The organism is Oceanobacillus sp. FSL K6-0251, from assembly GCF_038004725.1.
Lineage (GTDB): Bacteria > Bacillota > Bacilli > Bacillales > Amphibacillaceae > Oceanobacillus > Oceanobacillus oncorhynchi.
This window is the reverse complement of the sequence record NZ_JBBORS010000001.1, coordinates 1,296,846-1,322,764: the sequence shown is the minus strand read 5'-3', so window position 1 is coordinate 1,322,764 and position 25,919 is coordinate 1,296,846. Positions and strand designations below refer to the sequence as shown.

Sequence of the window (25,919 nt, the reverse complement as noted above, 5' to 3'; positions counted from 1 at the left end):
TTCAAATCCATGTATTATTTATGACAACATTTTTTCTCTCATTCCTTAATAATTTCTCCTTGTTTCTCTATATAATCTGGTTCATTTGCTTCAATAGGCTCTCTATCTTCATCATAGATAATTGCTCTTAGCGAACCATCTTCTTTATATTCATAAAAAAGTGTACTAATTCTATTTTCTACATTTTGCCAATTCATATCAATTTTTATATACTTTTTATCTTTTTCATCCCATATCATAATGTCAGATACACTTCTCTTATCGTCACCAAAATCTGGTTCATAAACTCCTTGATTATCATTTTTTTCATCTTCTTTAAATGCTAAATCTATTAATTCATCATCTGTTATATTATTTCCTTCTTCGGTTTCTATATTATTATTCTCAACATTATCTGCACTTATATTTCCACAAGCACTAAGCATAACAAATAACAAAATTAATCCTATCACCTTCAAACTTTTAAAAATAAATATCACCCCACCGAAAAAATTATATTATTTACAGGGTAACACAAAACTAATATTGAAAAAAACTAAAATCTACAATTTGCCAACCATCATCATTATTTTCTAGATTCATTTCAATAATTGATTGAACTTTACTTTCTCCATCATATATTTCTAAAACATTATCAAATACACCTAATACCTTTTGCCTTCCATCCACAGCATCCCCTAAATAAATATTTAAATCATTTACAGAAGAATTTATATCACTCATTTCTTCCTCATATTCCTCTGATGAAGAAAAATTTAATTCATTTATAATTGCTGGAGATAAATAATCCTTTACATCTTCTTTTTTTGGGAAATGATTATAATTAAAGTAACTTAAAATAAATTTTTCTGCTACTTCTCCAGCTTCAAAATATACCGTATCATTATTGGCAGCCATTTCATTTAATTCACTTTCTTTTTGGATTAATTCATTTTTCAAATTAGACCTTTCAATAAACTGAAAAGTATTAAACCCTATTAATACAATGGTTATGGCTAAAATCAAACCGTATTTTTTCATTATCTCACCTCTTTATAATCCTAATGTTTCTCTTGGATCAGTTTTATTTGGATGTGCTTGACCTAATTCCGTCATATGCTCCAAATGCAAGTGATTACCTGTACTAGAGCCAGTTGTACCACACTTGCCTAGAGAGTCACCTTGACTAACACTATCCCCAACTGATACAGACAGTGATGTCATATGGGCATAACGACTAAATTCATTTTCTGAATGTTGAACGGTAACATAGTTACCATAACCAACATTACTATGAATGGCTTCAACTACTTCTCCATCTTTGACAGCCATAATGTCATCTTCTGGTGTGCAAGCAAAATCCAACCCTCCATGAAATGACTCTGTTTCACCAGTTACAGGATGCGTTCTCATTCCAAATTCAGATGTTGTTCTAATTTCATCTAAAGGTAATGCCCATTCACCATCTTTTGCAGCTAATACTGATTCATCTTTTTCCAAATAACGCATTACATTATCTACGTAATTAATATCGCCGTACCTTGACCAACCCATTTTTCCAGCCATTTCATCACTAAATTGTTTAGCCATCTCTTTACTATATTCTCCATCATTGTGTTCATCTACATAATTGATAAAACCACTCCCCATATTATAGGCTTGTAAGGCTAATTCAACGTCCCCCCCTGCTTCATCCAATGTTTGAGAAAAGTATTTAACCCCTTGTTCAATTGATTTTTCCGGGTCGTTAAGAGTATTAACTGGTAATCCTAATGATTCAGACGATTGCATTACATCTGAATATCTACCACCAGATTCTTGCATAGTCATTGCCATGATGATTTCCGTATGTTCTTCTATACCATTTTCTTTTGCATACTTTCTAAAATATTCTTCGTAACGAGTTACCTCTGGCGCAATTCCAGAAACAATATACGCACCAGATACTGGTTTTTGTTCTTGTTCTTCTTGACCATTATCACTACTCAAAAATCTTTCTAAAAATTCATTTTCTTGAATATAACTGCTAGCTACAAGAAGAAATAAAAGAATAATAATAAAAAATAAAACAGTCACAAGCATTACAGCTAATGTAATAATTAATCTATATTTAATAGGCAACTTTTTATATAAACGATTATTTTTTAATCTACTCATTTAGCACCACCTACATATAAAAAAGGACTGCCTTATTAAGACAATCCTTTATCTATATTTCTATCCTTTTTCTTATCTTCCACTGATTCTATCTCTTTATTTCTTTCCACGTTATACTGGTTATACAAACGGTTTTCATAGTTTATTTTCTTATTCTTATTCACTCCTTCTCTTTCATTAATATCCTGTTTCTTATCATCTAAATTCAGATCTTGTTTATTTCGTGTTGTTTTTAATTTCCGTTCCGTACCACCATACTCAAAATTACTAAAACTTAAATTGTCTTTCTTACTTTTTTTTTGCGTTCCACCCAATTTCAGTGGCTGGCTATTTTTCTTTGCTTTGTAGTCCTTATTAAGAACAATCGGTTTATTATTCGGCTGTCCTTTCTTACTATTTTTACTGATTGATTCCTTATCTTTTCCAGAAGAAAGGTTTTGCTGTTGTTGTTTATCATTTTGTTGACTTTTTTTATTTCGAGAAAATAGCTGTTTCGTACGTTCAATCGGTGTTTGTTTTTTATTCTTGACTACTCTGCTATTCTCTTTATCCGTTTTGGGTAATTGTGGTGTACGATTAACGTCTTTTTCTTGTCCAGATTTAGAGTTGGTTTTAGAATTCTCTTTCGCTGCTTTATTATCATCATTTTTTGCCTTATTCGATTGACTTGATTTTGTTGGTTTATTAGGTTTGCTTGAAGGCATAAATCTACTCTTTATGTCTTTACCAGCACCTTGAACATCCTTTTTCATTTTACCCATTCCCTGATGGATATTTGACATAATATTTTTATCCATTGACGCAACATAACCAGCTGTCATAAAGCTAATAACAGCATTTCTTTTTATCATCAAAAAGAACATTAATCCAGCCAATACAATAACATTTAAATAATACATACCAATTGAATCTGGTGGTATCATCTGATTTGCTAAAAATGCAATGAGGTATAAAAATAAAATAAAAATGCCTAAAAGCACTTTAAGCACAAGAACACCAGCTAATTTACCAAAAGTCTTAAAGAGAGTCTGTGCCATTTGCGGTATATAACTTATAATTGCTGCAAATGGGATAACAAAAGCTATTGCTAATAATAATAATTGCAATAGGAAATTTAATGCGCCAAGTACAGCAAAAGGGATACTTATAAAAAATGTTGTAATTAAAGTAACGAACACTAATCCAAACTGTTTCCATGCACCTCCAGCGCCCATGTTCTGATTACCTTCTTGATAATTTTCTGCTTTTGCGTAGAATGTGCGATAACCCATCGCTTCAGCAGATAAATCATGTGCTAGCAATCTATCTACTCTATTATATCCATCAAAACCGAATCCAAATTCTTGTCCAATAACATCATTTTCGTTAATTATTGTTTCGTTAGTTTCATCATAATTAATCATCAAATATGGGCGTTTTAATGCTAAATCAAAATAGACATTACGCATTACCGCAATCGTACCAGCTAGTGTTGCATCTTCATCAATATTATCTATATCAGCATATACGCCTTCTTTTTCATCCAAAAAATCTAACATGCCATTACCAGCTTCAACTAAGAATCCTTGACCTTCTTCCGCCCAGGAGTTCAGTGTTTTTAGTAAAAAACTACTGTTTGCAATCCAAAAACCAGCTACAATTACCACGCAAACAAAAATAAGTGATTTTTTTAATACAGCCTGTAAAGAACCTTTTGCTACAAATAAATACATCAAATACCCCATCAGAAATACTACAAATATTTCTGCAAAATAATCTTTTAAAGTATCATAAATATTATTCGTAACAGATTGTAAATCATCAGCTATTTCATTCAATAGATCCACACTAAATAAATATTCAAATGTGGAATCTGTAATTTCCACAACTAGATGATTAATACTCATAATAGCGTTACTTATAGTGTTTAAATTTCCATTAATCAAACCCGAAGTATCTTCATTATTAACCATATAGCGCTCTACACCATACCTATTTATTTCTAACTCTATACCGCCTGTTTCTTCTGTATCTTGATTATCATTTGGCAGTGACATAAAAGATTCGGGGTCATATTCAATATCCACATCAAATATAAATCGTGCAACAAAAAGTGCAGCTTTTAAATATTCATCATCAAAATCTTCTCCAATCATTTGCATATAATTTTCATCATTACCATTATCTTCGCTATCCTCTGCATATACATTTGTTATAGATGACAAACTTAAACCAAAAACTAACGCAGCAATAAATCCTAACAACCATCTTTTATTTTTGTTATTTTTCACTGGCATTCCATTCCTTTTCGTTCAAGTCTTTCTCAAATTGTAATATTCTTTCACATGCATCTATTCCACCTTTACAATAAGCCAAAAATGCAGTATCTATTTCCCCTCGTTCTTTTCCTTCTTCTAGTTTTTTTAGCATCTGAAAATTCCCAGAAACACCAGATATAAAAGACCTCATAAAAATTTCATTAGCCATCATTATCACCAACCTTTCAATTAAAAAAGTGACCACTTTTCAGCAGCCACTTTCTTTTTCAATTATTATTCATCAGTTGTATAACCATCATATTGCAAGATTTTTTCTTCTTCATAGTCCTCTGAATCCCAAAACGAAAAATGAAACCAATATTGCTGTTCTTTCCGTTCATCAAACGCTACTACATAGAAATTTTCATTTTCACCACCATTTGCCCGTTCAATAGCTTCTGTTCTTACCCCTTCATTTAAATGAAAGGCATTCAGTTCGACTAATTCTTCCTCAAATTTCATCCAGTTTTCTACATCTACAATTGTATTCATTATTTACGTCCTCCCTTTTTATATTAAAAAAAGGCTACCAATAATTGATAGCCCTTCTTTCTACAAATATTTTTCTTCTGCATACGCTACTTCTGATTTATTGACTGTTTCCAATGCTCCATCCCATTCTTCAAATAAATTTTCTACGGTTATTTTTCCACTTCGACCATACATATCCTTCATTAAACACTGACCTTGATACATGCTTTCCAGCACTTCTTGGTTTTCTTTGGTATCTTCCATGTTCATCCATTTCAAAATATCTGACCGTTCATTTTCTTCATCAAATGCAAAAGCTACACCAAAATTACCTGTTTCATTCTCTTCCTCTCTAATTGCATCCTTTGTCGATTGAGAAATAAAATACAATGCATTGTTAAAACTTCTACCGATACGTTTCATTGATTTCTCAACTTTTTTTCCTTGCTGGGATGCAGTAATCATCCATGCTTCATCAATAAAAACTGCTGTATTTTCTTCTTTATCTTTCGTACCAAATAATTCGCAGAACTTACCTAAAGCCATCATAATGGCATTGGACTTTAACTGGCTGCTTGTGTAAGTCTCTATTGGGTCAGTTGCTTTGGGTAAATCAATATTTTCAATTTCAATAATGGAAATTCTATCATTCAATGATAAAGATCCATTCGTTCCATCATGCACGCATAATTTTAGAATACTATCTGCAACTACTTCATACAGAAAATCACCAGCTTTTTTTACAGGTATTTCATTACTGCTTTGCATAATTTCTATAATATGAAGTGAGCCGACTTGTTCTCCTTTTTCTCTACGTTGCGTTACTTCTGTTATGGATCTTAAAAAGGCTGTATGCACATCATCTTTACCCTTAAAATCATACACCTGTGAAAAAATATCCTGAATCAATTCCTTCGCTTGTGATGCTGGCAAAAATGTTACAGGGTCTAATGCACCCCAATTTTCCTTTTGTTCATGGTCTAAAGTAATAAACTTAAATTTCTTTAAATGCTCCACAAATAAAGGATAATCACGCCGAACGACGCTGTCATTTATAGCTTTATTAATCCATTTTCTAAACTCTTTTTTCGGGTCAATATACGTGGAACTTACATTTAGAAATGACATGAATATATATAAAAGTTTTGCCAAATAAGATTTTCCATTTCCCGTATCGCCTGTTATTAATACATGCGGCGAGCGCTTTTTAGAGCCTTTAATATTTTGATTTGCTAAAAACGGATGATGCAATATAGGGTTACGACTTGTCATTTTTGCACTTTCTAAACTTTCATGTTCATTAAATCTATCTACCCAACCTATAAAAAAGCCGATTTTATTTCCTATATCGCTATTTACTGCAAATAAATTTTCAGATATACCATCTTGAGTAGTTTTTTGCAGCCAGCTACGGCTAGTGATGTCTAGCTTTTCGCCTGGTAATAAACGGTAGAATAAATTTAATTGATCTGCCACCGGAACATGGGATACAATATTTAACTGTCTAAAAAATCGCTTTACTTGCTTTGCTTTTACTAAACATTCTTTTTTCGTTTTACCTGTTACTGTTATTGCAGCAAGCCAATTATTTAAAAATGTATCATTATCTTTCAATTCATTCTGTAAATTCCGTAAAACACCACCGCTGTCTGTTATAGAATCATCAATATCGCCTTCGCTCATTAGCTGTTCCTTGGATGATTCGTTTAACTCTCTACTTTTCATACCAGCATTTAATTTTGTTTTTGACTTATTTTCCACTTGCGCTTTTACGTTAACTTCTACCTCAAAAGGCAATGACTGTGCTTCAAAAAATAAATCACTTTCTGCCATGTTGTGAGGGAATTCATCAATAACTACAAATGATACAAAACCTTCATCTTGATCACTTTCCAATTTTAAAGATGCTGTATAACTTGGATTAATTTTTGTATTTGTAATAGCATCTACGGAACCACTTTCCATTTCTTCTGATACATCATGTTCTAAACCTCTTACAAAGTCATAACGATTAATATAAATTAATTCATCTTCATCTAATCTAACTCCGTTAACCGTTGATACCATGCTAAAAAGCGTTTCTTCTAATTCTTTAAATTGATTAAAAAATGAGATAGGAACATTTTGTTCCCACCCCATTAAATTTACTAATTTATCAGTGACATTCGAAAATATATTAAAAGCATTTTCCTTTATATCTGCATCTAACTTTATCATTTCATTTTTTAATTTTATTCCTACAATAAAATCATTTTTTGTCATTTTACCTAATCTGGCATTCAATATATTTTCCGTTTCATCTAAATAGTATTTTCCTACATCCTCACTATCATTCGATAAATGGTAACTCAAATCTTCAAAGCGTTCGGACAGTCGTAAATTTTGTGGATACATTCTCAAATGATAATCCTCATATGGTGATATTTCTTCAAAAAATCTTTTCCAGTCTTTTTTGTATGATTCAACTACTTTTTTGTTCTGGATTGGAATTGATTTGCTCTTGATTCGGTAATATGCGAATACGTCTCCCTCTCTCGTTAACAGCATATTGTTTCTTATTGTCTTTACTGCTGGTTTCAATCTTGCCATTTTTATCATCCACCACCTTTACACATTGACGAAATGTTATTTCTTTATTATCTGTAAATTCTACAAGCCGATCATTTATAAATTGTTTATTTGGCATTTTAACCATGAAAACATACTTTATAAAATCATAAATGTAGATATAGATATTTTTGCCTTCTGGTTTAATTTTTTTCACTAACGTCGTTAGAACAAGTGGTATGCCAATTAAAAATATTACCCATGAATCAGCGAACGCGTAAGGATAAAATTGCCTAATTACATATCCACTTAAAAAGGTTAACGCTAAAAACAAGAAGAAATTTAGCGTTGGTATTAATTCAATAGGAAAAGGCAGATAGAAAAACTCTGTTATCTGCCTAATTTTTTTGGGTTCTCTTAATGCTTTTCGATAATTAAAAATCACCCTCATTTAACATTATCCTTCCTACAGTGTGTTCAATAGTGCTTCAATCCAACCTAGCACCGTTTCTGTATTACGAATCGTATAGTACACAAAACCTCCAATAATTACTGCTATCACAATTTGGCCAATTTTTAGTTTGGCAACAAATTTTGCAACGATAGCAATAATAATTATTACTACAATTTGTTCAACCACATCTGTAAACCAATTTGCGCCAGTATTTATATTGGGTAAATTTCCTGTTGCAATCATTAAATTAGTAAAGAAATTCATCTTCATTCCTCCGTTTATTTATAGTTAAATTTTTCTACATAAAAATTACTTCCATTTTTGGTAATATCCATTTCAACAGCATTTGTTTGAGTAATGCCACTTGTTTCATCTTTGAATATCACTTGCAGCAACACTTTATATCCCTTTGAATCTTGATAAATATTTACGTCTTGTATTCCCTCAAACAAAAAAGAACCATTTAAAGATTCTGGTTCTTCCATTAAATATGACATTTCTTCAATTGGCTCTGTCGTATATCTTTCAAAAAAAGTATTTAAAAATACGATTAAATCCTCTTTTTCGTTGCCATTGTATTCCTCCAGATCAATTGATTCTTCTTCATATTCGATATTTCCAGCTAAATATGGAACATCCGTAAAATAGGGAGTAGTAGGAATGCTAAACAAACCACCTTCCACTACAACTGGTATATTTAATAAAAGAGTTTGTTCTTCTGATTCATCATCTGAATCTGGTGCATTTGTAAAAGTGACTTTATATTGATAAATCGTATTTAATTCATTTTCTTCTACATTAAACAGATTAAAAGATTGTAAGTTTCTTGTGCCTTCACCTTCTGGACTATACATAGCATTATTATCATTGTTAAACCTTTCATTATAAACCATATATTCTTGAAGATTGTTTGCTCTCTCTTCTCTATCTTCACTTTCCAAAGGAACATTTATATATTCCCGAATGAAATTAGATAGAAATTCATTAGCAGTTTCTTGAGATATTTCTTCCTGTTCTTCTTCACCTTCCATAGCCAGTAAACTCCTATTGGTATCATTTAGCGTAGAACGTGTATTTACCGATAGAAGTATAGATAACGTTGCAATAAACAGCATTCCTAAAATTAATGACCAAACAAAAAAAGCAGTCCGTTTTGAATTATCTTTACGAATACTGCTTTTATCTTTTTCTGGCTTTTTAACTTGTTTCACTTTATCAGCGACTTTGCTTTTACTAAATTTTTGTTTTAGTCCCATAGTTACTCCTTTCCATCCAACTAATAAATGATGTAACCTTACGAATCACCTGTACTGGTGATGCATTTTCCACATAGACTTTTTCTCTTACTTTAACACCCCCTCCAAAGTAAGTTGCTTTATAGAATGTAAAACGGTACGTTGGATACCCTTTTTTTCTATAACCTTCAATTATCAAGGAAGTATTGCTAGATAAATCCTTGACGTAAGCATGATAAAAATAATGGTATTCACCTTTTTCCGTAACAGGAACATCTACAACAAAACCTAAGCTTTTTAAGCGTTCAGTTAAACCAATCATTATTCAACAACCCATAAATCTTTAAATTCAACAACAATGACCGCATTTTTTGGATTACCTGTGACTTTATTTTGTACATGAGGAACAATTGCAAATAAAAAATGAAAGGTTTTATCTTCATCCCTTTCATTTTTTAAATAATAATAGATATTTAATTCTTGATAAATGGAATTATCTACGCCATTTAATTCTTGCTGCAATTTTTCTAAGATAATATACACATCATTCACTAAATTCTCCTGTTCCAAAGTTTCAATAAGTTCACTTTGATTATTTATCAATGGAATCACAGCACATTCCTCCAATTAATAATTATGATGATACGTACCTACATACACTAAGTCACATAATAGCTGTTCATTATCTTCACTATAAATTTCTTCCATCTTAAAAACAGATAGAATATAACTATTTTTATATTCCAATCTAGCTTTTACACCGCCCATTTCTTGAACTTCTGGCATTAATCCAGCTTCATAAGCTGATTCAACGATTAATGAAAAATCACCTTGTTTACCTATTTCATTTAGATCTTTCTCTAGTTCATCTAAATTTTGAAATCCATTTATACTCATTGGCATCATTTACGTTTTATCCCCTTTCATCAAATCCATTTTGAATAGTATCCAAATGCACCAAGTTGCACCAAAACATCATCTAACTCTTCTTGCGTTTGCGGTTGAATTGGATACCAACGTGAGACAGTGTGTTCACCATCTGCATTTTCGACACCTCTAATGGATATATTCTCACCTGTATAGGTTATACGTTCTTGAACTAATTCTTGCACCTCAAAAATATCTCTAGCTTCAACTTTTTCTACCACGCCAGCACCATAATTAATTACATATTTATTCAATCCATCCATCTGATTCAATAAATCTTCTAAAGCAATTAACAAGATAAACATATGCAACCCTACAATCTAACTTTTGACATTTAATAACCCCATTTCTTGCACAGGAACTAATCTACAAGCAAGGTACAGGTTGTATTTTTCAAACCGTTTCACTGAAAAATCTCCACCTTTTCCCCCTTGCTTTCCGATTTTTTACAGGCTTAGAAGGCTTCGCCGAACGACCGATATACTAATTAGGACACATAAATAGATGGTCGTTCGCTTTTCTAGTGTAGCCTGTAAAAACGTTTGGCCAGCCGTTCTATAAAAGTTTCTTTTCCGATATAAATTTACGCTATGTGGGGGCTAGCCCCCACACCCCCAGCCTCACTTCCCTCAACCTAATTAGGAGGGGAAACAAAGAGACACTAAATAACCATTTCTTCTGTTTTTGCAAGTTGAACCATTAGCATACGCTCCTGTTTTTCGTTTAACTCTATTTCATCCTCAAAATCTTCTAAATCTGTAAATCCTTTCGTATCATCATGCATCTTTATCATCTTTCTTGTTCTGGCAGCTTGGTTCATGTACCATCTTTTTGATTTCTCATAAAAATCTTCTTGCGGATTAGTAAAAATCGGTAGTTTTTCCACATCATCTAAAAAAACTTCCCAAAAATGAGAAGTTTTCCACACGCTACGATTAGATTTAACAGATTCATCTTTATCCACAAAACGTAAATAATTTTTTATAATACCTTTACCAACATGAAGCAAGTTTCCATCATGAATGATTTCGGAAATAACACTATTCGCTCTATCGTTTTTAAAACGTAATTCATATCTATTCCAATCGCCTATTTCCTCAACATCTTTATTAAATCTTTCTGCTTGTTCATAATTCTTCTGATAAAAACAAAAATATACTTCTGAATGTTTTTTTGAGCCAAAATAAAGGGTTGTGCCACCAATTTCACCATCCTCCATATTTAAAGAACCATTGTAATCCGTTTTCTTAAATCGGGAAATGGCTTCACCATTTCTAATTTTGTCAAACAGCATAGGTATCTCAAAATATGTTTTTGTATCATCAATGGAAATATCCAGTCTAGGAAATTTACCGCCATGATCTAAACAGTCTTTAAAGAAGTCTATCCAAGTAATTTTCCTAGCTTTCAAAAACGATTCAAATTGACGACAGCCTTTACCGCTCATTTCAATAAGCGTTCCTCGAATATCAAATTCATGTGAATAAAATATTTTTATATTATCTAACTGATACGTACCTGTATAGCCATAAAATCCACTCTCTTTATGCTCCATGTATTCTTTTTTTAAATGTACGACTTCCTCTAATATCATTTCTACATCGTGTGTTTTAAATGATATTCGAATATAGTCAATCATTGCTATTAAAGGGTTTTCGTCACCTTCATTATCTTGTACCCCCCTGTTAGAGTAGGGGGGGTTTAAGGTCGTCATTCGCTTCGCTCCTTCCTCCTCACCACGTCTGCGTGCTGGAACTGCTTTACGCTGCCGCTAGCGACTGCCGTCGCTGGCGCAGTCCCAGTCTACGACGTGGAGACTTTACCTATTTCTTTTAAAAAGTCGTAATCCTTCGGTACTAAAGGTGTAAAAAATTCTGTTATAACGGACGAGCCTGTATCAGCATAGCCACGCCCTTTAATACGCTTATTTATAAACGTATTATCGACATCACCAAACATCATTCCATAACCAACCTCGCTATTTTTGCCTAAAGCTACTCTAAAGTTAAATTGATCACGTATACCATCAGCTAGATACTTTGCATCTGGTCTTTGATTAGCTAAAATTAAGAAATAGCCAGCTTGCCTTCCAAGCATAGTTAGTTGTTTCATATTTTCTAAAACTGCCTGTTTTTCTTTCATATCTAACATTTCCATGAAGGCTACATATTCATCAAATACAATAAAAACAGGCGGTAATCCTACATCCCTATAATTTCCACCTGTCTTATATCCTGGCATTTCTTTCATTTCTTCGGAACGTTTATGCATATCTTCTACAGCTTTACGTAACGTCATTTCTATACCATTTTTTCTGCTGAATACTGTACTAGCTGGCATGACCTCTGCTAAATCTGCCAAATCTGCATTTTTCGGGTCTAATATTTTTATCTTTGCACCAGACTTTAATAAAGCATCTATCATTGTTAAAATAAAATACGTTTTACCACCACCTGTACCACCAGCTATCAGCATATGAGGTAGGCTATCAAATTCCCAGCTAATATGCTCCATTAACTTCATAGAGCCATCTTTTACTTCTACATCATCAATTGATATACGTTTCCTTTTAACATCATAAAGCAACTTGTAGCACACATAATTTTCCTCCAATTCTTTTTCTATCAAGGCACAATATAAGCCATTTTCTAATTGATCGCCTAATTGAAGAAATCTGTCTTGAAACCTTGTCATATCCATATTTATACGCAACTCTATATAGCCTTTACGTACTTTATAATACGCCTTAGGGAAATAAGATATTTTTGTTTTCGTAACGGTTTTTTCGCTCCACTGTGATTCCGTTGAATAGCTTTCTTTTTCCATAAACCTATTGGAAATAAACATTCTAGCTATTTTCTGTCTATGCCAAATGCGCCTAAATGTTTCAAAGAAAATAAAATAAGCTAATCCAACAACAGCAATGGCTACTAAAAACGATATTAATATACCTCTACCTATATAAATCCAATTCCAATTCATCAGATCGCTTAAATACTCCCAATTGAACCATTGACTAGCATTATTAATTCCATTTTTATAACAGAAAAATAGAGACACTAAAAAAACAGGTATAAATATACTTAAACCTGTTCTTAACACGCCATGTTCCATTTTCGGCGTTATTCTTATACCCCTATATTTCCAAAGACGTTTCTTTAAAAATTCAATTTTTATCATCTTCTTTCCCATTACCATTTACATTTATTTTGACATAAAAATAGCGCGCTAATTAATCTATATAACTAGCACGCTATCAAACTATTACTTCTTATCTTGCCCTGGTGCACCTGTACCCACAGGTTCTTTATTAGTTTCATTTTTCTTTACACCATTAGAACTTCCAACTTCAATAATATCTTCTGCTTCAACTGTCCAAATAACATTAGCAAAGTTACCGTTTGCCTGCGCTCTTGCTCTAATAATAGGGTTTTTTAATTTCACTTGTTTATTAAAATCAATTTCTTTTAAGTCAATATATTCGGGCAATGTTACTTCAATTTGTTCCATTTGAGTTGAAGATGCCAAATTGTAAATTCGTGAATCCAATTGATCTGTTCTTTGCTGCTTTTCTCTGTCAAACACCATTCTTTCTCTTTTTAATCCCATAAAAAATAAATCCCCAAAAGTTTGTTCATCTGGCATAATTCCTGTTTTAAATTCCATTATAAAATCTCTCCTTTAATTTTTAATATATATATTCCAAACTCAATTCTTCACCTTTAATTTCAGTCCATTTACTTATTGCCATAACATCAAGCCTTTCCCCAACACTAACATATGGGTTAAAAACTAATTTACAAACATCTTTAAATGCCTTAAAACTTGCGTCTTGAGATTCATTCCCATTCCCTTCATTCTTCCAAAATTTTAAACAGTCATTGTAAAATAAAGATAAAATATGGAATGTTTCAATATATTTCGTTAACTCTCGATGTTCATGTAAAACATTCACTAAATCTTTTCTTTCAACAGTTATCATATTATATTCACTACTGAACGACTGTAAATTTTCTTTTAATGCATCAGAAGATTCCATCCGTTCACCTCAATTTACTTTTTCTAGCATAATCGGGTTTTCCGCTATTTGAATACGTTCTGCTAATTCTGCACCCTTTAGATCACTATCTCTCATATAATCAAAGCCCTTTATAGTAACTGACGTATACAAATCGCATGCAGGTATTAAATGTTGTGGTAATGTACCAAATACATGTTTACCTTTAATATCGCTTGATTCAACACGTTCAAATACAGGCGCATCTTCTAAAAAAGGGAACTCTTTTTTTAATATTTCAATTGTCCCTTTATGCCTACTCGCAATAACAAAATCCTTTTTCTTTTCTAATGGATATATTTCCAGTGCAATCAAATGATATTTCCATACATTTAAATCTGCTTTAATAATATCTAATCCTGTTTTATAAACAGTATCTCTTGATAATTCCAACCCATAATATTCATTTACCCCATGCCTAACTAACAAGCTAGGAGAAATTGTAGAAATAATAACTGTATTGTCCGAATCTTTATTATCGTATCTAACCAACTCTTTTACAGCATCAAATCCAAATACGACTACTTTGTTTTCCTTTAATAAGTCATTTAACTTCATGTATTCACCTACCTTTTCTACACATAGTCACCTTGGATAATTTTTATTGCTTTAACTGCCTTCTTATATTCTTTTATTTCTTCTTCTTGTTTTTTCATTCGTTCATGAATCTCATAAAATTCCTGTGAACCCCACTCTACATTTCCTAAAGAAAAATTCTGGATTTTTGTTTTTTTTAAATCCATGTTATCCTTCCTTCTTTATGGTTTTAACATTTAAAAGAAAAAATGATTCGCTAGGTTCAACAATAAGAACCATTTCGGCGCTTATCAGTCGCTCACTTTAAAAAGGTTATGGCGACATATAGTAGATTGTTTTTACAATCATTAGCACCCTCATTTTAGAATGGACTGCTATACCATATTTAAAAGTGTTAGGTATCATCACTTAGATTACGCACATCTAATGACAAATCGTACAATACACGCTATAATAAAAGTGTCTAGTTTTTATTAGTGGCGTGTATGATTGGTTTCAATTAATCATATGCGCTTTCTTTCTATATGTAGTTTTCAATGTTCTAACTTCCTTCCTTCTGCATCCTCGAACATTTCTTATAGTGGTATAAATTCACACTATTTATATGTTCTCAAATGCCATAATCTCATTTATTTCACTTCTGGACTTATCATAGTTCTTTGAGATTCTACGATAAGATACACCATGCAGCAATAACATTTCAATTACATCTTTTTTTATTGGTTGCTGCATATAATGCTCAACTTTCAATGTTTTAAAGGCTAATTTCATTCTTGCTTGCCAGTCACCTTCGAAACTTTTCGCTAATGAAACTGCTTTTTTCATAGAAGTTTGCATTTCGTGAAAATTCATTGAATTTCACCTCCAGAGTATATTATAATGATAAAAAATAAGTTATAGCTTTGTTTTGCGTCAATTTGTTGCATTTGTTTGTAAAAAAAGGTCTGGAAATAAATTTCTTTCACTTACACCAAAGTAATTTGACATTTCCACCATAAGTTTAACAGTAGGATTTCTGTTTCCTTTTTCAATTGCACTTAAATATTGTCTTGAAATACCTAAGTCATCTGCAACTATTTGTTGAGAACCAACTGATTTTCTAAACCCTACTAAAACATGTCTAACTTGGTTAATCATAAATAAAGCACCTCCTTATTTGCTTCAATTTGTAACATTGTATAACCGATTATAATGCAACACTTCGTGTCTGTCAACACCTGTTGTTACATTTTGTGTCTTTTGTTTATTTGCTACATTATGTGTCGTATAATGGTTATAGTATCAATATGTCTCAATAAGGATTGGGGATTTTAATGTTAGGCAAACGCATAGCAAAACTGCGAAGAAATAAAAATTTAACACAAGAAGAATTAGCAAAAGAATTAGATATCACTCGTTCCTCCTTATCTCAATATGAAGTGAATAAACGACAGCCAGATTACGATACACTTAAAAAAATAGCAAAATATTTCAATGTATCAATAGATTATCTACTTACTGGAAATGAATTTACTAATTCACCAGACGAAATGTGGAAAGAATTTCTAGATCCTAAAACACAAATTTTCTTTAAAGATTTACAAGATGCCCCAGAAGAAAAGATAGAAGAATTAATACGTTTTTGGGAATTTATTCAAGAAAGAGATAAAGACAAATAAGCTCTGTTATTAGGGCTTTTTTTATACTAATAAACAGAACAAACATTCTATAACGGAGGGTAAGCAATGAAATATCATACAACATTACTAGAAGATTCAATTAAACAGTTTTATTTTTACTTAAACATCTATCATCCACAGCAATTAGACATGATAAAAATTGCCGAACTTCTAAAAATTAAAATACATTTTGCGCCATTTTCAAGTAGTACATTCAGGGGGGAAATCATTATTGATTCACGTTTAGCTCCTGAACAACAATGGGAAGATTTTGGTCATGAACTCTGTCATGTTTTATTTCAATATGGAAATCAAATTTTAAATATAAATAGCCTTTTTTTAGAGTATCAGGAATGGAAAGCAAATAATTTTGCGCTTCACTTTTGTGTACCTACCTTTATGCTACAAAAATATAAAATCGCTACTATTCCCGACGGAATATCTTTTATCACAAATAAATTTCAAGTAAGACAGGAGATTGCAGAAAAGAGATTAATTCATTTTAGAAACCAGTTAATTATATCCAATTCTATATTGAAATAATATAAAAATTGTAATAACGATTTAATGGGAATTTTCAATTCTGCATATTCTTTTACGGTCATCAATTTAAACAATAAACAAATATAAGGGTGGTTAGTGGTTATTAAGTGATAAGTATTTTAACTACGGGCTATATACTTAGCTTTATCGATAACTTAAGTGTAAATAGCATCTCCTTTGATTTGATATATACATCTTACCAAGGGATGCTGAAGATTAAAATGCGTTGTTTGAATAGTGGTTTACAATTCTCGTTCCCGTTTGCATATTTTCTCAATGTACACCCCACTCTGTCACATTTAACGTTTACACCTGTATAAAATTGATTAGAAAAAGAGATTGCACTCCATTACATAGTGCAATCTCTTTTTTAAAACAGTTATTTGATTAGCTTGTGAATGTGTAAATCTCTGGTTTCGGAAAGAAGCATATTTTCTTTTTGGAGAAGCAAAATCTTTTCTCTTAGAACAGAAAATTTCTCTGCAAAGGTACTCAACTCGTTTTTATCTTCTGGAAAATTTAAGACTAAGGAGTTAACGTAATTTTTGCTTGTGTGAGGTACAGCAGAACCAGTTGTTCGATTCGATATAGCTCTTTCTCTCATTTTAAGAAACATATACCCTATATCCCTATAAATCTCTTCCTTAGGAACGATCTTTGCCAAAGTTGACCCCACATAGCCATCTATGGCTGTGAATACTTTTCCAGACCTTGAACCATCCATAACCATTAAAATGTCTAAGTCTCTTGATTTTAATAAATTTGGCTGATCATCAGTAAATTCACCTTTACCTTCTTCAAGAAATTCAATGGTTAAATAAGGTTTTTTTGCTCCACAATTTTCTTCAAAAATCTCGTTTGGAATGACTCCTTTTTCAAAAGAAAACAACTCTTTAAACTTTACAGAGTTCCATTTTTTTGGAATTAACTTACCTCCAACCTCTATCATATCTCCCCCACTATCTTTATAGGGTTTTCCATTTTCGTTTGGGAAGTTAAAATCAGCAAACCATTTACGGAAAAGGAGTTGAGCATATGTCTCCAGTTGTATCATCAAATCTCTATTTAGTTGAATTTTTTCGTCGTACAAATAAATATTGTCAGCTATATCTTTTTGAGTTTCTAAACCTGGCAAATTTAAAGGGATGTTAAGTTTCAGAATATCTCTGACATTAATTCGTTTAACGGTTGAACCAACAGTGTATCTTTCTATTAATCTTTGAGTTTTAGGATGTGTTAATGCATACAGCAAATATTTAGGATATATTACGTCCCTGTCTGGTATAATTTGCACCGTTCGTTGCCCTAAGCAGACTTTCGTGTTTTTTGGAACGATACCTACTGCACCGACGGGAGCTTCTCGCGCCATAATTAAATCCCCTTCTTCGGGAACAGAGCGCTGGGTCCACTTTTCATAAGTCGCATCGGATACTCTCATAGTTTGTTCTAACAATAATCGCCCATTTTGAATGTCTGTTGTTCGTATGAGTGCATGCCCCTTCTCCGTATAAGGAGCGGTAGCATGTAAACAATCGACAATTTCTACAATGTAATCACTTAAATTAAAACTCATACTCCACCTCCAAAATATCTGCAAGTTTCTTGTTGAGTTTTTCGCTCTCTGTCAAATTGTTCTTTATCTCATTTTGTAAACTCTGAATTCGCTCATCAATATCAAAATCAAGCTCTATATTCTTAATCTCCACATACTGACCTGCTGAGAGAGAGTGGTCATTTTCACGGATATCCTGATTGCTTACAAAAGCACTAAATTCCGCTTCGACTCTTCGGTTTTTGAATGTGTCTATCAGTTTGTGTCTCTCTGAATCACTTAATACAGTGCGTTGACCCTCATCCAACTTCTTCTTCTCACCTAAATTAGCTCCATCAACCAACATGACCCTATCATCTTTTTTACCTTTATCAATGAAAACGATGGAGACAGACGTTCCTGTGTTCGCAAAGATATTTGATGGCATGTGGATAACACCCTTTAGCCAATTCTTATCAATCAGAACCTCTTTGATTTTCTTAGGGATTCCCGCAAGTGCTGATACGAATCCCGTAGGTACAACAATAGCAGCTCTTCCTTCCTTGCTTAATGAACCCAATATATGTTGCATGAACGTTAGATAGACTGCCATGCCATCCTTTTTCTTTTCTGGTATGTTTGGTAATCCAGCAAAGAATCTATCGTATTTATCCACTTTCAAACTCTCAATACTGCTGCTGAAATCCATGTTGAAAGGGGGATTGCTTACAATAAAGTCAAACTTCATTAACTTATCAGAATTACTTTCATTTAAGTGGTCTGGTCGGAGCAATGTATCTCCCTCAGTTACGTTTGGCAAGGAATGAACCAATTTGTTCAAGATTAGGTTGATTCGCAAGAACTGTGTAGACTTCTGTGAAATATCCTGACTGTAAATCGTACTATTGTTTGTTCCGATTTTATTTGCCATGGAAAGAAGAAGCGTTCCCGAACCAGATGCAGGGTCATATACCGTTACATTCCGAACTGGTTTATCATCATACAGAATGTCTGCAATGATGTCCGCCACACTCACAGGAGTAAAATACTCTGCATATTTACCACTGTCTTTGTTGTAGTCCTTAATCAAGTATTCAAATACACTGGAGAAGTAATCAAATCCATCTTCGTAAATGTTAGTGAATTTGTGTTCTGCCATGATGTTAATGGCACGTTTTGCAAGCTCCAATTCTTTACTACTATCCCGAATGTACGTTGATAGTGGTTCAAATAAGTTTTTCTTTTGACCAGAAGCTGTTTCAATCGTATAAACATCTTTATTTAGCTCGTTGACTTCCATGAATGTCTGATCCAGGATTTGGTTAAAATCGTCCTTGTTTTGTTGCTGATATAAACTGTCTACCAAGTGTTCCTCATTCATCCTTGCAATGTTTATCGGAGCGAAATCAACAAAATCTTCGAATGTTTCTTCTTGATTTTCTCGCTTGTCAAACTCATATAGAAGTTTATCGTTTAAGAATTTATAAGTGAACAACTCAGAGATAATTTTGTACTCATCGCCCGTATTCGCTAAACCAAGGTTTGCACTCATCGCTTTTAGATCATCAATCATTTTCTTTATTTGGTTCAGGTATTCTTCAATACTCATTTCTCATTCTTCCCATCTATTTGAATTTATCATCTGTAAATAGCTTGATGACATCCATTACTTGACTTCTTCCAAGTCGCAACCCATTATTTAAGAATGCATCCCTTACAGGTCGCATCATTTCACGCTTCATGATTTCTGTGGTTGGCTGTATGCCACCGAGCAACTTATCTATTTCATTAATAATTTCATTCATTACACTGTAAACTGTTGCGTTGTCTAATGTTTCACTGTAATTCTCTAATAATTGTTTATGGATTCTCATACAGGAGTCATCTCCCCTGTAACTTGCAATGATTGCGTAGTTATCAACATTTAACTGTCGTACTTTTCTATGAAGTTTTTCAAATCCAGTGATAATCTCTTGTACTCTTTTCGTTGAGTCACCTTCGTGCTTCAATGCCAATGTTAAATCCTTAAATTCTTGCTGAAGGTTGATGAAAGCTTGATCTCCCTTATCTAAATTCTGATGAAATTCATTTTTAATCTTATTGACGATTGTTTGCACATCATTTTCTGTGGTGAAATCCAAATCTATTTCTCCAACTTTTAAAAACTCAACAATTAAACCTTCAAAATCAATGTCATCTACATCTGAATCAGGATTGTTTAATCGCTCTTCATCATTCTTAAACTTAATGCGACTGGACACTTCACTGTGCGCTTTTTTCACTCTATCTATTGGCATGCCTGATACATCTTCTTTTGCCATTTTAAGCTCATTGTAGCACTCTTTGTAAGCATTCAAGTTAGCTCTTAATTCTCTTAAATATGGCTCTTCCATGACCTCTATTTGTTTCCTGAAATCAACCAAATTATTCTCGATATTACCCATGTAAATGAATAGCTTATTATTTAGAGATTTTAATTGTTTTTTGACTTCTTCCACATCAACAAACATATCATCTACATCTGCCTGTCCATCCTCACCAGCAATATCGTCTCTTAGTTCCTCCAAATACCTACGATTCGTTTCTTCGTACTCTTCGGTTATATCAACAAAGTCTACTATGTACCCATATCGCATTTTTTTATATGGTCGATTCACCCTCGCAAGTGTTTGTAACAATGAATGTTCTCTAATCCTTCGCAATAAATACAAACGCTTCAGACGTGGTGCGTCAAATCCTGTTAAGAGCATGTTGTAAACAATCACGCCTTGATATTCACTTTCAATCACGCTTGAATTGTTTTCATTTCTCTTGCCTCGAAATTCTTCTTGCTTTTCTTTATTATTTTCTTCGTCATATAAAACAAGTGCTGTTTTTAAGTCGCTTTGTTTTTTAAACCAATCTTGAATCATTCGTGCTTGTTCACTGGAAGAAGTAACAATCATATAACTTAAACTTAAATCATTGTATATCTCTTTACGAAACACATTGAAATCGTCTTCAATATAAGCGCAAATTTTGTCTACGAACGCTTGTTCCTTTCCTACAAGTTCCCATTGAGCAGATGTGATGTTATCCTTCTCACCTAAACGAAAAAGGTCGCGAACCTCTGTTTTAAGCTTCGTTGAAATATTTTCCTTCTTTATACGAAGTGTGTACCCATCCGCAATGGATTTATTATAGTAATACTTGTGAATGTACTCCGAAAATAAATCGGTTGTTTTGAACTCTTTCTTTAAGATAGGTGTACCTGTTAGTCCAATAAATATCCCATTTGGATCAACACCAAGTAAATTAGAGAGAAAAGTTCCTTTTGGCTTATAACTTCGATGTACTTCATCCAAGAAATAGATCCGCTGGATTTTCTTATCTAAAGAAGAGTCAACCGTAGCTTCTTGAGAGAACTTTTGAATGTTAACAACGTTCATCGTTTCTTTGTATTCACCAACATTACTCGTTGTGGAAACAATAACTGGCGACTTGATGTTTTTTACAAAGTCATCCTTGTTGTTAATCCTTGCAATAGACATTCCTCTTGCTGAAAGCTCACCAGAAGCTTGAATTAATAGATCCAATCTATCAACAACGAAATAAAACTTAGTAATAATATTTTTCTCTTGAAAATAGTCCCTCAGCACGTTGGTTGCAAAGTAAGCAAATGCAGTCTTCCCACTCCCTTGCGTGTGCCATAATACGCCTCGATTCATGCCTTTTTCCAGCTTTTCAATTAAAGCATTTAAAGCAAAGAATTGCGGGTAACGAATGATATGCTTGTTTAACCCATCTCGAATAGAGTCTACATAAACAATTCCATACCTGACAAATTGTATAAAACGCTCTTTTGAAAAAAGAGAAGTGATGAATCGGTTACACGACGTATCTGGTTTCAGATTAGAGTTGAATTCATTCGTTTCCTTGATGGACATAATTCCATTATCTATTAACGCCTCATCTATTAAGGCATCTGACAAATATTCATTAATAGGAATTTTTCTTTCTTCTCGAAAGTGATTGTAAGAAGAACTGCCGCCATTTGGTGTTGTATAGAAACTACCTGACATCTTCACCAGCTCATTATCGTCATACTCCAAGTTGTTAGTGAATCCTAGTATTTGCATTTGATTAAAGTACGGAATGAATTCTTCTCTACTTGAACGAAACTGATCGCGTCGAAACTCAGCTTGTATTCCAGTTTTATTGTTTGGCTTCTTCACTTCAACAAAAGCAAGCGGAATACCATTTACTAAAATCGTGATATCTGGACGAAAGCTTTCTCCATTTCTACTAAAAGTAAGTTCAGAAACCACCCTAAAGTCATTATTCATCGGTTCTTTTAAATCAATTAATTTTATTCCCATGTTATCCTTTAATCTATTGAAAAAAGATCTGCCTTTATCCTTCATGTTATCTGTCAGTGTCTCAATCTCCAACAGTAACTCTTTCAGCCGAGAATCTGAACACTCTATATTGTTTATTCTATTGATAGACTCGCGAAATACGTCAACAAAGATATTGTTTCTTGTATCAATATTTACTGTTTTCTTTGTCTGGTATACATATCCTAATCGTAAGAAATGAATCAACGCTGGTACTTTTACTCTAGAATCTTCATTATGAAGCACTTATTCTCATTCCTCTCTATTTTATTTTTGTGTCGAATCCAGCTTTTACTCGGAATGAATTTTTCTTCCATCAGCCATATAAGAGATTGTTACTTTTATAGGTTCATTTTTAACTATCTTGTCTACCCCTAAGATGACCGAATGGAAAGTGTAGGTCCCTCTATCAATTCTTTTGATAAGACCAACTTCATTCAACCTTGAAATGTAATTCTCAATTGTTCCCTTGCTGGAATTTGTTTTCATAGCTAATTCCTTTTTCAAAAAGGAGTTTACAATAATATGCTTTTGAGGATTTGCATAAGTAGTCAGATGAAACAGTAATGGGGCTAAACCTTTTGAAACATTATGTAACGAAAGCAAATCTTCAAGATACAATTGAACTTTTTTAAAATCTTTATTTTTCTCCATTTGACACCCTCTCTTAAAATATACTCATCAATTTTAATGAATAGTAATAATTGATTTTATGGTATAATAGTCACAATGTTATTGCAAGTCTTTTCATGTTCAATACTGTTCGACAGTGTTACATAAGTGGACCGCTGAAATTCTTGGTTTAATCATTGAACTAAGAAAAACTTTACATAAATCTTAAGTTTAAATAAATTTACCTTTAGATAACATTTCATGCTAACATTTTGTGTATTAGAAAATGTTACTCCACTAGGTACCTGTTTGTTTAACAAATGGTATTTAGAGTTTTTCAATATCATCTTAACAAATTTCACATGATAATCTGGACCCTAAAAATTCCCCTGCCAAGTTTTAATATTAAATCAAAAAAAATCCCTATACTGGCATATTAACTTTTTATAGTGATATTTATTATAATATAACCAAGTTATCCACAGAAAAATGTTCCCTACCAAAATTCAATGAAAAAACAAAATTCCCTACCAAAATTTTTTATTGGTAGGGTTTTTGGTAGGGAACTATATTATTTTAGATGGTTTTTAGCCTTTTTTTAAAAGGTTAAACCCTTATAAATCAGCGTTCCCACTTCAAGTTAGGTTGTATTCTTATTCCCACTCAATCGTAGCCGGCGGCTTAGAAGTAACATCATACACCACTCGATTAATATTATCCACATCATTCACCAAACGCGTCGAAATCTTCTCAAGCACATCCCAAGGAATTCTTGCCCAATCCGAAGTCATACCATCAATAGAAGTTACCGCACGAATCCCAATTGTATGTGCATACGTACGAGCATCTCCCATGACACCAACACTCTTGATGTTTGGCAGGACAGTGAAGTATTGCCAGATATCGCGGTCAAGACCTTCTTTAGCAATTTCTTCACGAAGGATTGCATCGGATTCACGAACGATTTCTAAGTGTTCTTCCGTTACTTCACCCAGGATACGGATAGCAAGTCCCGGCCCTGGGAATGGCTGACGCCAAACGATACGGTCAGGAATTCCTAATTGCGAACCTAATTCACGCACTTCATCCTTGAATAATGTATTTAATGGCTCAATTAATTCAAATTGCATATCTTCCGGCAGACCGCCTACGTTATGATGTGATTTGATGGTTTGAGCTGTTTCTGTTCCACTTTCAATCACGTCAGTGTAGAGCGTTCCTTGCGCTAAGAAATCAATATCCTTTAATTTTGCTGCTTCATCGTCAAATACATAGATGAATTCATTTCCGATGATTTTACGTTTTTGCTCTGGATCGGAAACGCCTGCTAATTTAGATAAGAAGCGGTCCTTTGCATCTACTTTGATAATATTCATCTGGAAGTCTTCTGCAAATACTTCCATCACGTCGTCTGCTTCATTTTTACGAAGGAGACCATGATCAACAAAGATACAAGTCAGTTGGTCGCCGATAGCTTTATGAATTAAAGCAGCAACAACAGAGGAGTCTACGCCGCCGCTTAATGCGCAAAGTACGTTGCGGTCGCCGACAGTTTCTTTGATCTTTTCTGTTTCCATTTCGATAAAGTTTGCAATCGTCCAGTCTCCTGTACATTTACAAACATCGAAGACAAAGCTGTTTAATAAATCATTTCCATACTCGGAATGACGTACTTCCGGATGGAATTGCACCCCATACATTTGCTTATCAATATCGCTGATAGCAGCAACTGGTGTAGATGGACTTGTTGCATCAACGATGAAAGAAGGTGGTGCAGCTGTAACTTTATCACCATGACTCATCCATACCGTCTGTTTTGTCGGTGTATCTTTAAATAGAGCCGGGCTTTCATTTAATTCGATTAATGCTTTTCCGTATTCGCGGTTTTTGGATGCTTCTACTTTACCGCCAAAATGCAGGGACATTAATTGCATGCCATAGCAAATACCGAGGACAGGAATTCCTAATTCAAAGATTTCCTCATCACAACGGAAGCTGTCTTCGCCATAAACACTGTGCGGTCCGCCGGAAAGAATGATTCCTTTTGGATTCATTTCTTTGATTTCTGCAGCGGTCAGTTTATGTGAATGAAGCTCACTATATACGCCAAATTCACGAATACGGCGTGTGATTAATTGGTTATATTGACTGCCAAAATCTAAAACCAGTACTAATTCATTGTTCTCCATAACTAGACTCCAATCTGTATCTTTTATAGAAAATAGCTTGTAAACTATACGTTCCTTTACCCTGTATTCGAAATCCTTTGTCTCACCTATTAAAAAGCCCGGCTTCCACCTTTCTACTTCCTGCAGCTCACGCACACAAAAAATCATAGAAAGGCAGAATCCGGGCAGCATAAGCAAACCTTCTTCTGCCTTCATAGTCGAGTCATTTACGGTGACCCGGTAGAAACTTTCGAACCTTATTTTCGAGGATATACGAAAGGCATATGTCAAACGATAATTTTTCATTATGGGAAGAAATATTCTTACAACGTCTCCCACAGTATTTCCTTTTTCATTCTACTAATTGATA

General features: G+C 33.2%; 29 protein-coding genes and 1 riboswitch. Of the genes, 2 read left to right on the top strand and 27 right to left on the bottom strand.

What is annotated here, in order from left to right; genetic code table 11:
• Positions 1–38: 38 nt before the first annotated feature.
• The 22 genes from MKY45_RS06760 to MKY45_RS06655 all read right to left on the bottom strand — a co-directional run bounded on the left by MKY45_RS06760 (position 39) and on the right by MKY45_RS06655 (position 15,798).
• Positions 39–437 (bottom strand): hypothetical protein, encoded by a 399-nt coding sequence (locus tag MKY45_RS06760; protein WP_341172766.1) that lies wholly within the window; start codon positions 435–437, stop codon positions 39–41.
• A gap of 82 nt (positions 438–519) precedes the next feature.
• Positions 520–1,020, bottom strand: a complete 501-nt coding sequence (locus tag MKY45_RS06755; RefSeq protein ID WP_341172765.1) for a hypothetical protein — start codon at positions 1,018–1,020, stop codon at positions 520–522.
• A 12-nt stretch (positions 1,021–1,032) separates the two neighbouring features.
• Positions 1,033–2,136: a lysozyme family protein gene (locus MKY45_RS06750; protein WP_341172764.1), complete on the bottom strand. Its 1,104-nt coding sequence runs from the start codon at positions 2,134–2,136 to the stop codon at positions 1,033–1,035.
• Between the two features lie 35 nt (positions 2,137–2,171).
• On the bottom strand, positions 2,172–4,406 hold the full coding sequence (locus MKY45_RS06745; protein ID WP_341172763.1) for a CD3337/EF1877 family mobilome membrane protein: 2,235 nt from the start codon (positions 4,404–4,406) through the stop codon (positions 2,172–2,174).
• Positions 4,396–4,605 carry a hypothetical protein gene (locus MKY45_RS06740; RefSeq protein WP_341172762.1) on the bottom strand — a complete coding sequence of 70 codons (210 nt, stop codon included), beginning with the start codon at positions 4,603–4,605 and terminating at the stop codon, positions 4,396–4,398. The genes MKY45_RS06745 and MKY45_RS06740 overlap by 11 nt, the downstream gene beginning before the upstream one ends.
• A gap of 62 nt (positions 4,606–4,667) precedes the next feature.
• Complete coding sequence (locus MKY45_RS06735) at positions 4,668–4,925, bottom strand: hypothetical protein (protein ID WP_341172761.1); 258 nt, start codon at positions 4,923–4,925, stop codon at positions 4,668–4,670.
• Between the two features lie 60 nt (positions 4,926–4,985).
• Positions 4,986–7,451, bottom strand: coding sequence for an ATP-binding protein (locus MKY45_RS06730; RefSeq protein WP_445667636.1), 2,466 nt, complete (start codon positions 7,449–7,451; stop codon positions 4,986–4,988).
• Positions 7,366–7,902: a conjugal transfer protein gene (locus MKY45_RS06725; RefSeq protein ID WP_341172760.1), complete on the bottom strand. Its 537-nt coding sequence runs from the start codon at positions 7,900–7,902 to the stop codon at positions 7,366–7,368. The genes MKY45_RS06730 and MKY45_RS06725 overlap by 86 nt, the downstream gene beginning before the upstream one ends.
• Positions 7,903–7,917: 15 nt before the next feature.
• Complete coding sequence (locus MKY45_RS06720) at positions 7,918–8,169, bottom strand: TcpD family membrane protein (protein WP_341172759.1); 252 nt, start codon at positions 8,167–8,169, stop codon at positions 7,918–7,920.
• 14 nt (positions 8,170–8,183) lie between these two features.
• Positions 8,184–9,161, bottom strand: a complete 978-nt coding sequence (locus MKY45_RS06715; RefSeq protein WP_341172758.1) for a conjugal transfer protein — start codon at positions 9,159–9,161, stop codon at positions 8,184–8,186.
• Entirely contained in the window at positions 9,139–9,462 is a 324-nt protein-coding gene (locus tag MKY45_RS06710) for a hypothetical protein (protein ID WP_341172757.1), read from the bottom strand. Before MKY45_RS06710 ends, MKY45_RS06715 begins: the two co-directional genes overlap by 23 nt.
• Positions 9,462–9,752: a hypothetical protein gene (locus MKY45_RS06705; protein ID WP_341172756.1), complete on the bottom strand. Its 291-nt coding sequence runs from the start codon at positions 9,750–9,752 to the stop codon at positions 9,462–9,464. Before MKY45_RS06705 ends, MKY45_RS06710 begins: the two co-directional genes overlap by 1 nt.
• A 15-nt stretch (positions 9,753–9,767) precedes the next feature.
• Positions 9,768–10,046: a hypothetical protein gene (locus tag MKY45_RS06700; RefSeq protein WP_341172755.1), complete on the bottom strand. Its 279-nt coding sequence runs from the start codon at positions 10,044–10,046 to the stop codon at positions 9,768–9,770.
• A 20-nt stretch (positions 10,047–10,066) separates the two neighbouring features.
• Entirely contained in the window at positions 10,067–10,372 is a 306-nt protein-coding gene (locus tag MKY45_RS06695) for a hypothetical protein (protein WP_341172754.1), read from the bottom strand.
• A 356-nt stretch (positions 10,373–10,728) separates the two neighbouring features.
• Positions 10,729–11,781 carry a replication initiation factor domain-containing protein gene (locus MKY45_RS06690; protein WP_341172753.1) on the bottom strand — a complete coding sequence of 351 codons (1,053 nt, stop codon included), beginning with the start codon at positions 11,779–11,781 and terminating at the stop codon, positions 10,729–10,731.
• An 89-nt stretch (positions 11,782–11,870) separates the two neighbouring features.
• Positions 11,871–13,247 (bottom strand): FtsK/SpoIIIE domain-containing protein, encoded by a 1,377-nt coding sequence (locus tag MKY45_RS06685; protein ID WP_341172752.1) that lies wholly within the window; start codon positions 13,245–13,247, stop codon positions 11,871–11,873.
• An 84-nt stretch (positions 13,248–13,331) separates the two neighbouring features.
• Entirely contained in the window at positions 13,332–13,733 is a 402-nt protein-coding gene (locus MKY45_RS06680; RefSeq protein ID WP_341172751.1) for a DUF961 family protein, read from the bottom strand.
• A 22-nt stretch (positions 13,734–13,755) separates the two neighbouring features.
• Positions 13,756–14,106, bottom strand: coding sequence for a hypothetical protein (locus MKY45_RS06675; protein WP_341172750.1), 351 nt, complete (start codon positions 14,104–14,106; stop codon positions 13,756–13,758).
• 9 nt (positions 14,107–14,115) lie between these two features.
• Complete coding sequence (locus tag MKY45_RS06670; protein ID WP_341172749.1) at positions 14,116–14,682, bottom strand: hypothetical protein; 567 nt, start codon at positions 14,680–14,682, stop codon at positions 14,116–14,118.
• Between the two features lie 17 nt (positions 14,683–14,699).
• Positions 14,700–14,867: a hypothetical protein gene (locus MKY45_RS06665; RefSeq protein ID WP_341172748.1), complete on the bottom strand. Its 168-nt coding sequence runs from the start codon at positions 14,865–14,867 to the stop codon at positions 14,700–14,702.
• Between the two features lie 394 nt (positions 14,868–15,261).
• Positions 15,262–15,513 (bottom strand): hypothetical protein, encoded by a 252-nt coding sequence (locus MKY45_RS06660; protein ID WP_341172747.1) that lies wholly within the window; start codon positions 15,511–15,513, stop codon positions 15,262–15,264.
• A gap of 60 nt (positions 15,514–15,573) precedes the next feature.
• Positions 15,574–15,798, bottom strand: coding sequence for a helix-turn-helix transcriptional regulator (locus tag MKY45_RS06655; RefSeq protein ID WP_341172746.1), 225 nt, complete (start codon positions 15,796–15,798; stop codon positions 15,574–15,576).
• Between the two features lie 176 nt (positions 15,799–15,974).
• Here MKY45_RS06655 and MKY45_RS06650 point away from each other — a divergent pair, with 176 nt between their 5' ends.
• Both MKY45_RS06650 and MKY45_RS06645 read left to right on the top strand, forming a co-directional pair.
• A complete protein-coding gene (locus MKY45_RS06650) occupies positions 15,975–16,319 on the top strand; it encodes a helix-turn-helix domain-containing protein (RefSeq protein WP_341172745.1) in 345 nt (114 codons plus the stop codon).
• Between the two features lie 66 nt (positions 16,320–16,385).
• Positions 16,386–16,862, top strand: a complete 477-nt coding sequence (locus MKY45_RS06645; RefSeq protein ID WP_341172744.1) for an ImmA/IrrE family metallo-endopeptidase — start codon at positions 16,386–16,388, stop codon at positions 16,860–16,862.
• Positions 16,863–17,241: 379 nt separating this feature from the next.
• On the opposite strand, the gene MKY45_RS06640 is transcribed toward MKY45_RS06645, so the two are convergent.
• The 5 genes from MKY45_RS06640 to guaA form a co-directional block, all read right to left on the bottom strand.
• The gene (locus MKY45_RS06640; RefSeq protein ID WP_341172743.1) at positions 17,242–18,435 is read right to left on the bottom strand and encodes a restriction endonuclease subunit S; all 1,194 of its coding nucleotides are present in this window, start codon (positions 18,433–18,435) and stop codon (positions 17,242–17,244) included.
• Positions 18,425–20,002 (bottom strand): N-6 DNA methylase, encoded by a 1,578-nt coding sequence (locus MKY45_RS06635; protein WP_341172742.1) that lies wholly within the window; start codon positions 20,000–20,002, stop codon positions 18,425–18,427. The genes MKY45_RS06640 and MKY45_RS06635 overlap by 11 nt, the downstream gene beginning before the upstream one ends.
• 16 nt (positions 20,003–20,018) lie before the next feature.
• Positions 20,019–23,015 carry a type I restriction endonuclease gene (locus tag MKY45_RS06630; RefSeq protein ID WP_341172741.1) on the bottom strand — a complete coding sequence of 999 codons (2,997 nt, stop codon included), beginning with the start codon at positions 23,013–23,015 and terminating at the stop codon, positions 20,019–20,021.
• A 45-nt stretch (positions 23,016–23,060) separates the two neighbouring features.
• Positions 23,061–23,423: a hypothetical protein gene (locus MKY45_RS06625; RefSeq protein WP_341172740.1), complete on the bottom strand. Its 363-nt coding sequence runs from the start codon at positions 23,421–23,423 to the stop codon at positions 23,061–23,063.
• 611 nt (positions 23,424–24,034) lie between these two features.
• The gene (gene guaA, locus MKY45_RS06620; RefSeq protein WP_256705917.1) at positions 24,035–25,570 is read right to left on the bottom strand and encodes a glutamine-hydrolyzing GMP synthase; all 1,536 of its coding nucleotides are present in this window, start codon (positions 25,568–25,570) and stop codon (positions 24,035–24,037) included.
• Between the two features lie 174 nt (positions 25,571–25,744).
• Positions 25,745–25,846, bottom strand: a riboswitch (purine riboswitch).
• Positions 25,847–25,919: the final 73 nt, after the last annotated feature.

Excerpts from the sequence above, each read along its gene's own strand:
- MKY45_RS06730 (WP_445667636.1), bottom strand. The coding sequence starts at position 7,451 with ATGCTGTTAACGAGAGAGGGAGACGTATTCGCATATTACCGAATCAAG.
- MKY45_RS06675 (WP_341172750.1), bottom strand. The coding sequence starts at position 14,106 with ATGGAATCTTCTGATGCATTAAAAGAAAATTTACAGTCGTTCAGTAGT.
- MKY45_RS06650 (WP_341172745.1), top strand. The coding sequence starts at position 15,975 with ATGTTAGGCAAACGCATAGCAAAACTGCGAAGAAATAAAAATTTAACA.
- MKY45_RS06710 (WP_341172757.1), bottom strand. The coding sequence starts at position 9,462 with ATGATTGGTTTAACTGAACGCTTAAAAAGCTTAGGTTTTGTTGTAGAT.
- MKY45_RS06685 (WP_341172752.1), bottom strand. The coding sequence starts at position 13,247 with ATGATAAAAATTGAATTTTTAAAGAAACGTCTTTGGAAATATAGGGGT.
- MKY45_RS06695 (WP_341172754.1), bottom strand. The coding sequence starts at position 10,372 with ATGTTTATCTTGTTAATTGCTTTAGAAGATTTATTGAATCAGATGGAT.
- MKY45_RS06640 (WP_341172743.1), bottom strand. The coding sequence starts at position 18,435 with ATGAGTTTTAATTTAAGTGATTACATTGTAGAAATTGTCGATTGTTTA.
- MKY45_RS06635 (WP_341172742.1), bottom strand. The coding sequence starts at position 20,002 with ATGAGTATTGAAGAATACCTGAACCAAATAAAGAAAATGATTGATGAT.
- MKY45_RS06660 (WP_341172747.1), bottom strand. The coding sequence starts at position 15,513 with ATGAATTTTCACGAAATGCAAACTTCTATGAAAAAAGCAGTTTCATTA.
- MKY45_RS06750 (WP_341172764.1), bottom strand. The coding sequence starts at position 2,136 with ATGAGTAGATTAAAAAATAATCGTTTATATAAAAAGTTGCCTATTAAA.
- MKY45_RS06680 (WP_341172751.1), bottom strand. The coding sequence starts at position 13,733 with ATGGAATTTAAAACAGGAATTATGCCAGATGAACAAACTTTTGGGGAT.
- MKY45_RS06720 (WP_341172759.1), bottom strand. The coding sequence starts at position 8,169 with ATGAATTTCTTTACTAATTTAATGATTGCAACAGGAAATTTACCCAAT.
- MKY45_RS06655 (WP_341172746.1), bottom strand. The coding sequence starts at position 15,798 with ATGATTAACCAAGTTAGACATGTTTTAGTAGGGTTTAGAAAATCAGTT.
- MKY45_RS06670 (WP_341172749.1), bottom strand. The coding sequence starts at position 14,682 with ATGAAGTTAAATGACTTATTAAAGGAAAACAAAGTAGTCGTATTTGGA.
- MKY45_RS06755 (WP_341172765.1), bottom strand. The coding sequence starts at position 1,020 with ATGAAAAAATACGGTTTGATTTTAGCCATAACCATTGTATTAATAGGG.
- MKY45_RS06645 (WP_341172744.1), top strand. The coding sequence starts at position 16,386 with ATGAAATATCATACAACATTACTAGAAGATTCAATTAAACAGTTTTAT.
- MKY45_RS06690 (WP_341172753.1), bottom strand. The coding sequence starts at position 11,781 with ATGACGACCTTAAACCCCCCCTACTCTAACAGGGGGGTACAAGATAAT.
- MKY45_RS06725 (WP_341172760.1), bottom strand. The coding sequence starts at position 7,902 with ATGAGGGTGATTTTTAATTATCGAAAAGCATTAAGAGAACCCAAAAAA.
- MKY45_RS06700 (WP_341172755.1), bottom strand. The coding sequence starts at position 10,046 with ATGATGCCAATGAGTATAAATGGATTTCAAAATTTAGATGAACTAGAG.
- MKY45_RS06740 (WP_341172762.1), bottom strand. The coding sequence starts at position 4,605 with ATGATGGCTAATGAAATTTTTATGAGGTCTTTTATATCTGGTGTTTCT.
- MKY45_RS06735 (WP_341172761.1), bottom strand. The coding sequence starts at position 4,925 with ATGAATACAATTGTAGATGTAGAAAACTGGATGAAATTTGAGGAAGAA.
- MKY45_RS06625 (WP_341172740.1), bottom strand. The coding sequence starts at position 23,423 with ATGGAGAAAAATAAAGATTTTAAAAAAGTTCAATTGTATCTTGAAGAT.
- guaA (WP_256705917.1), bottom strand. The coding sequence starts at position 25,570 with ATGGAGAACAATGAATTAGTACTGGTTTTAGATTTTGGCAGTCAATAT.
- MKY45_RS06665 (WP_341172748.1), bottom strand. The coding sequence starts at position 14,867 with ATGGATTTAAAAAAAACAAAAATCCAGAATTTTTCTTTAGGAAATGTA.
- MKY45_RS06715 (WP_341172758.1), bottom strand. The coding sequence starts at position 9,161 with ATGGGACTAAAACAAAAATTTAGTAAAAGCAAAGTCGCTGATAAAGTG.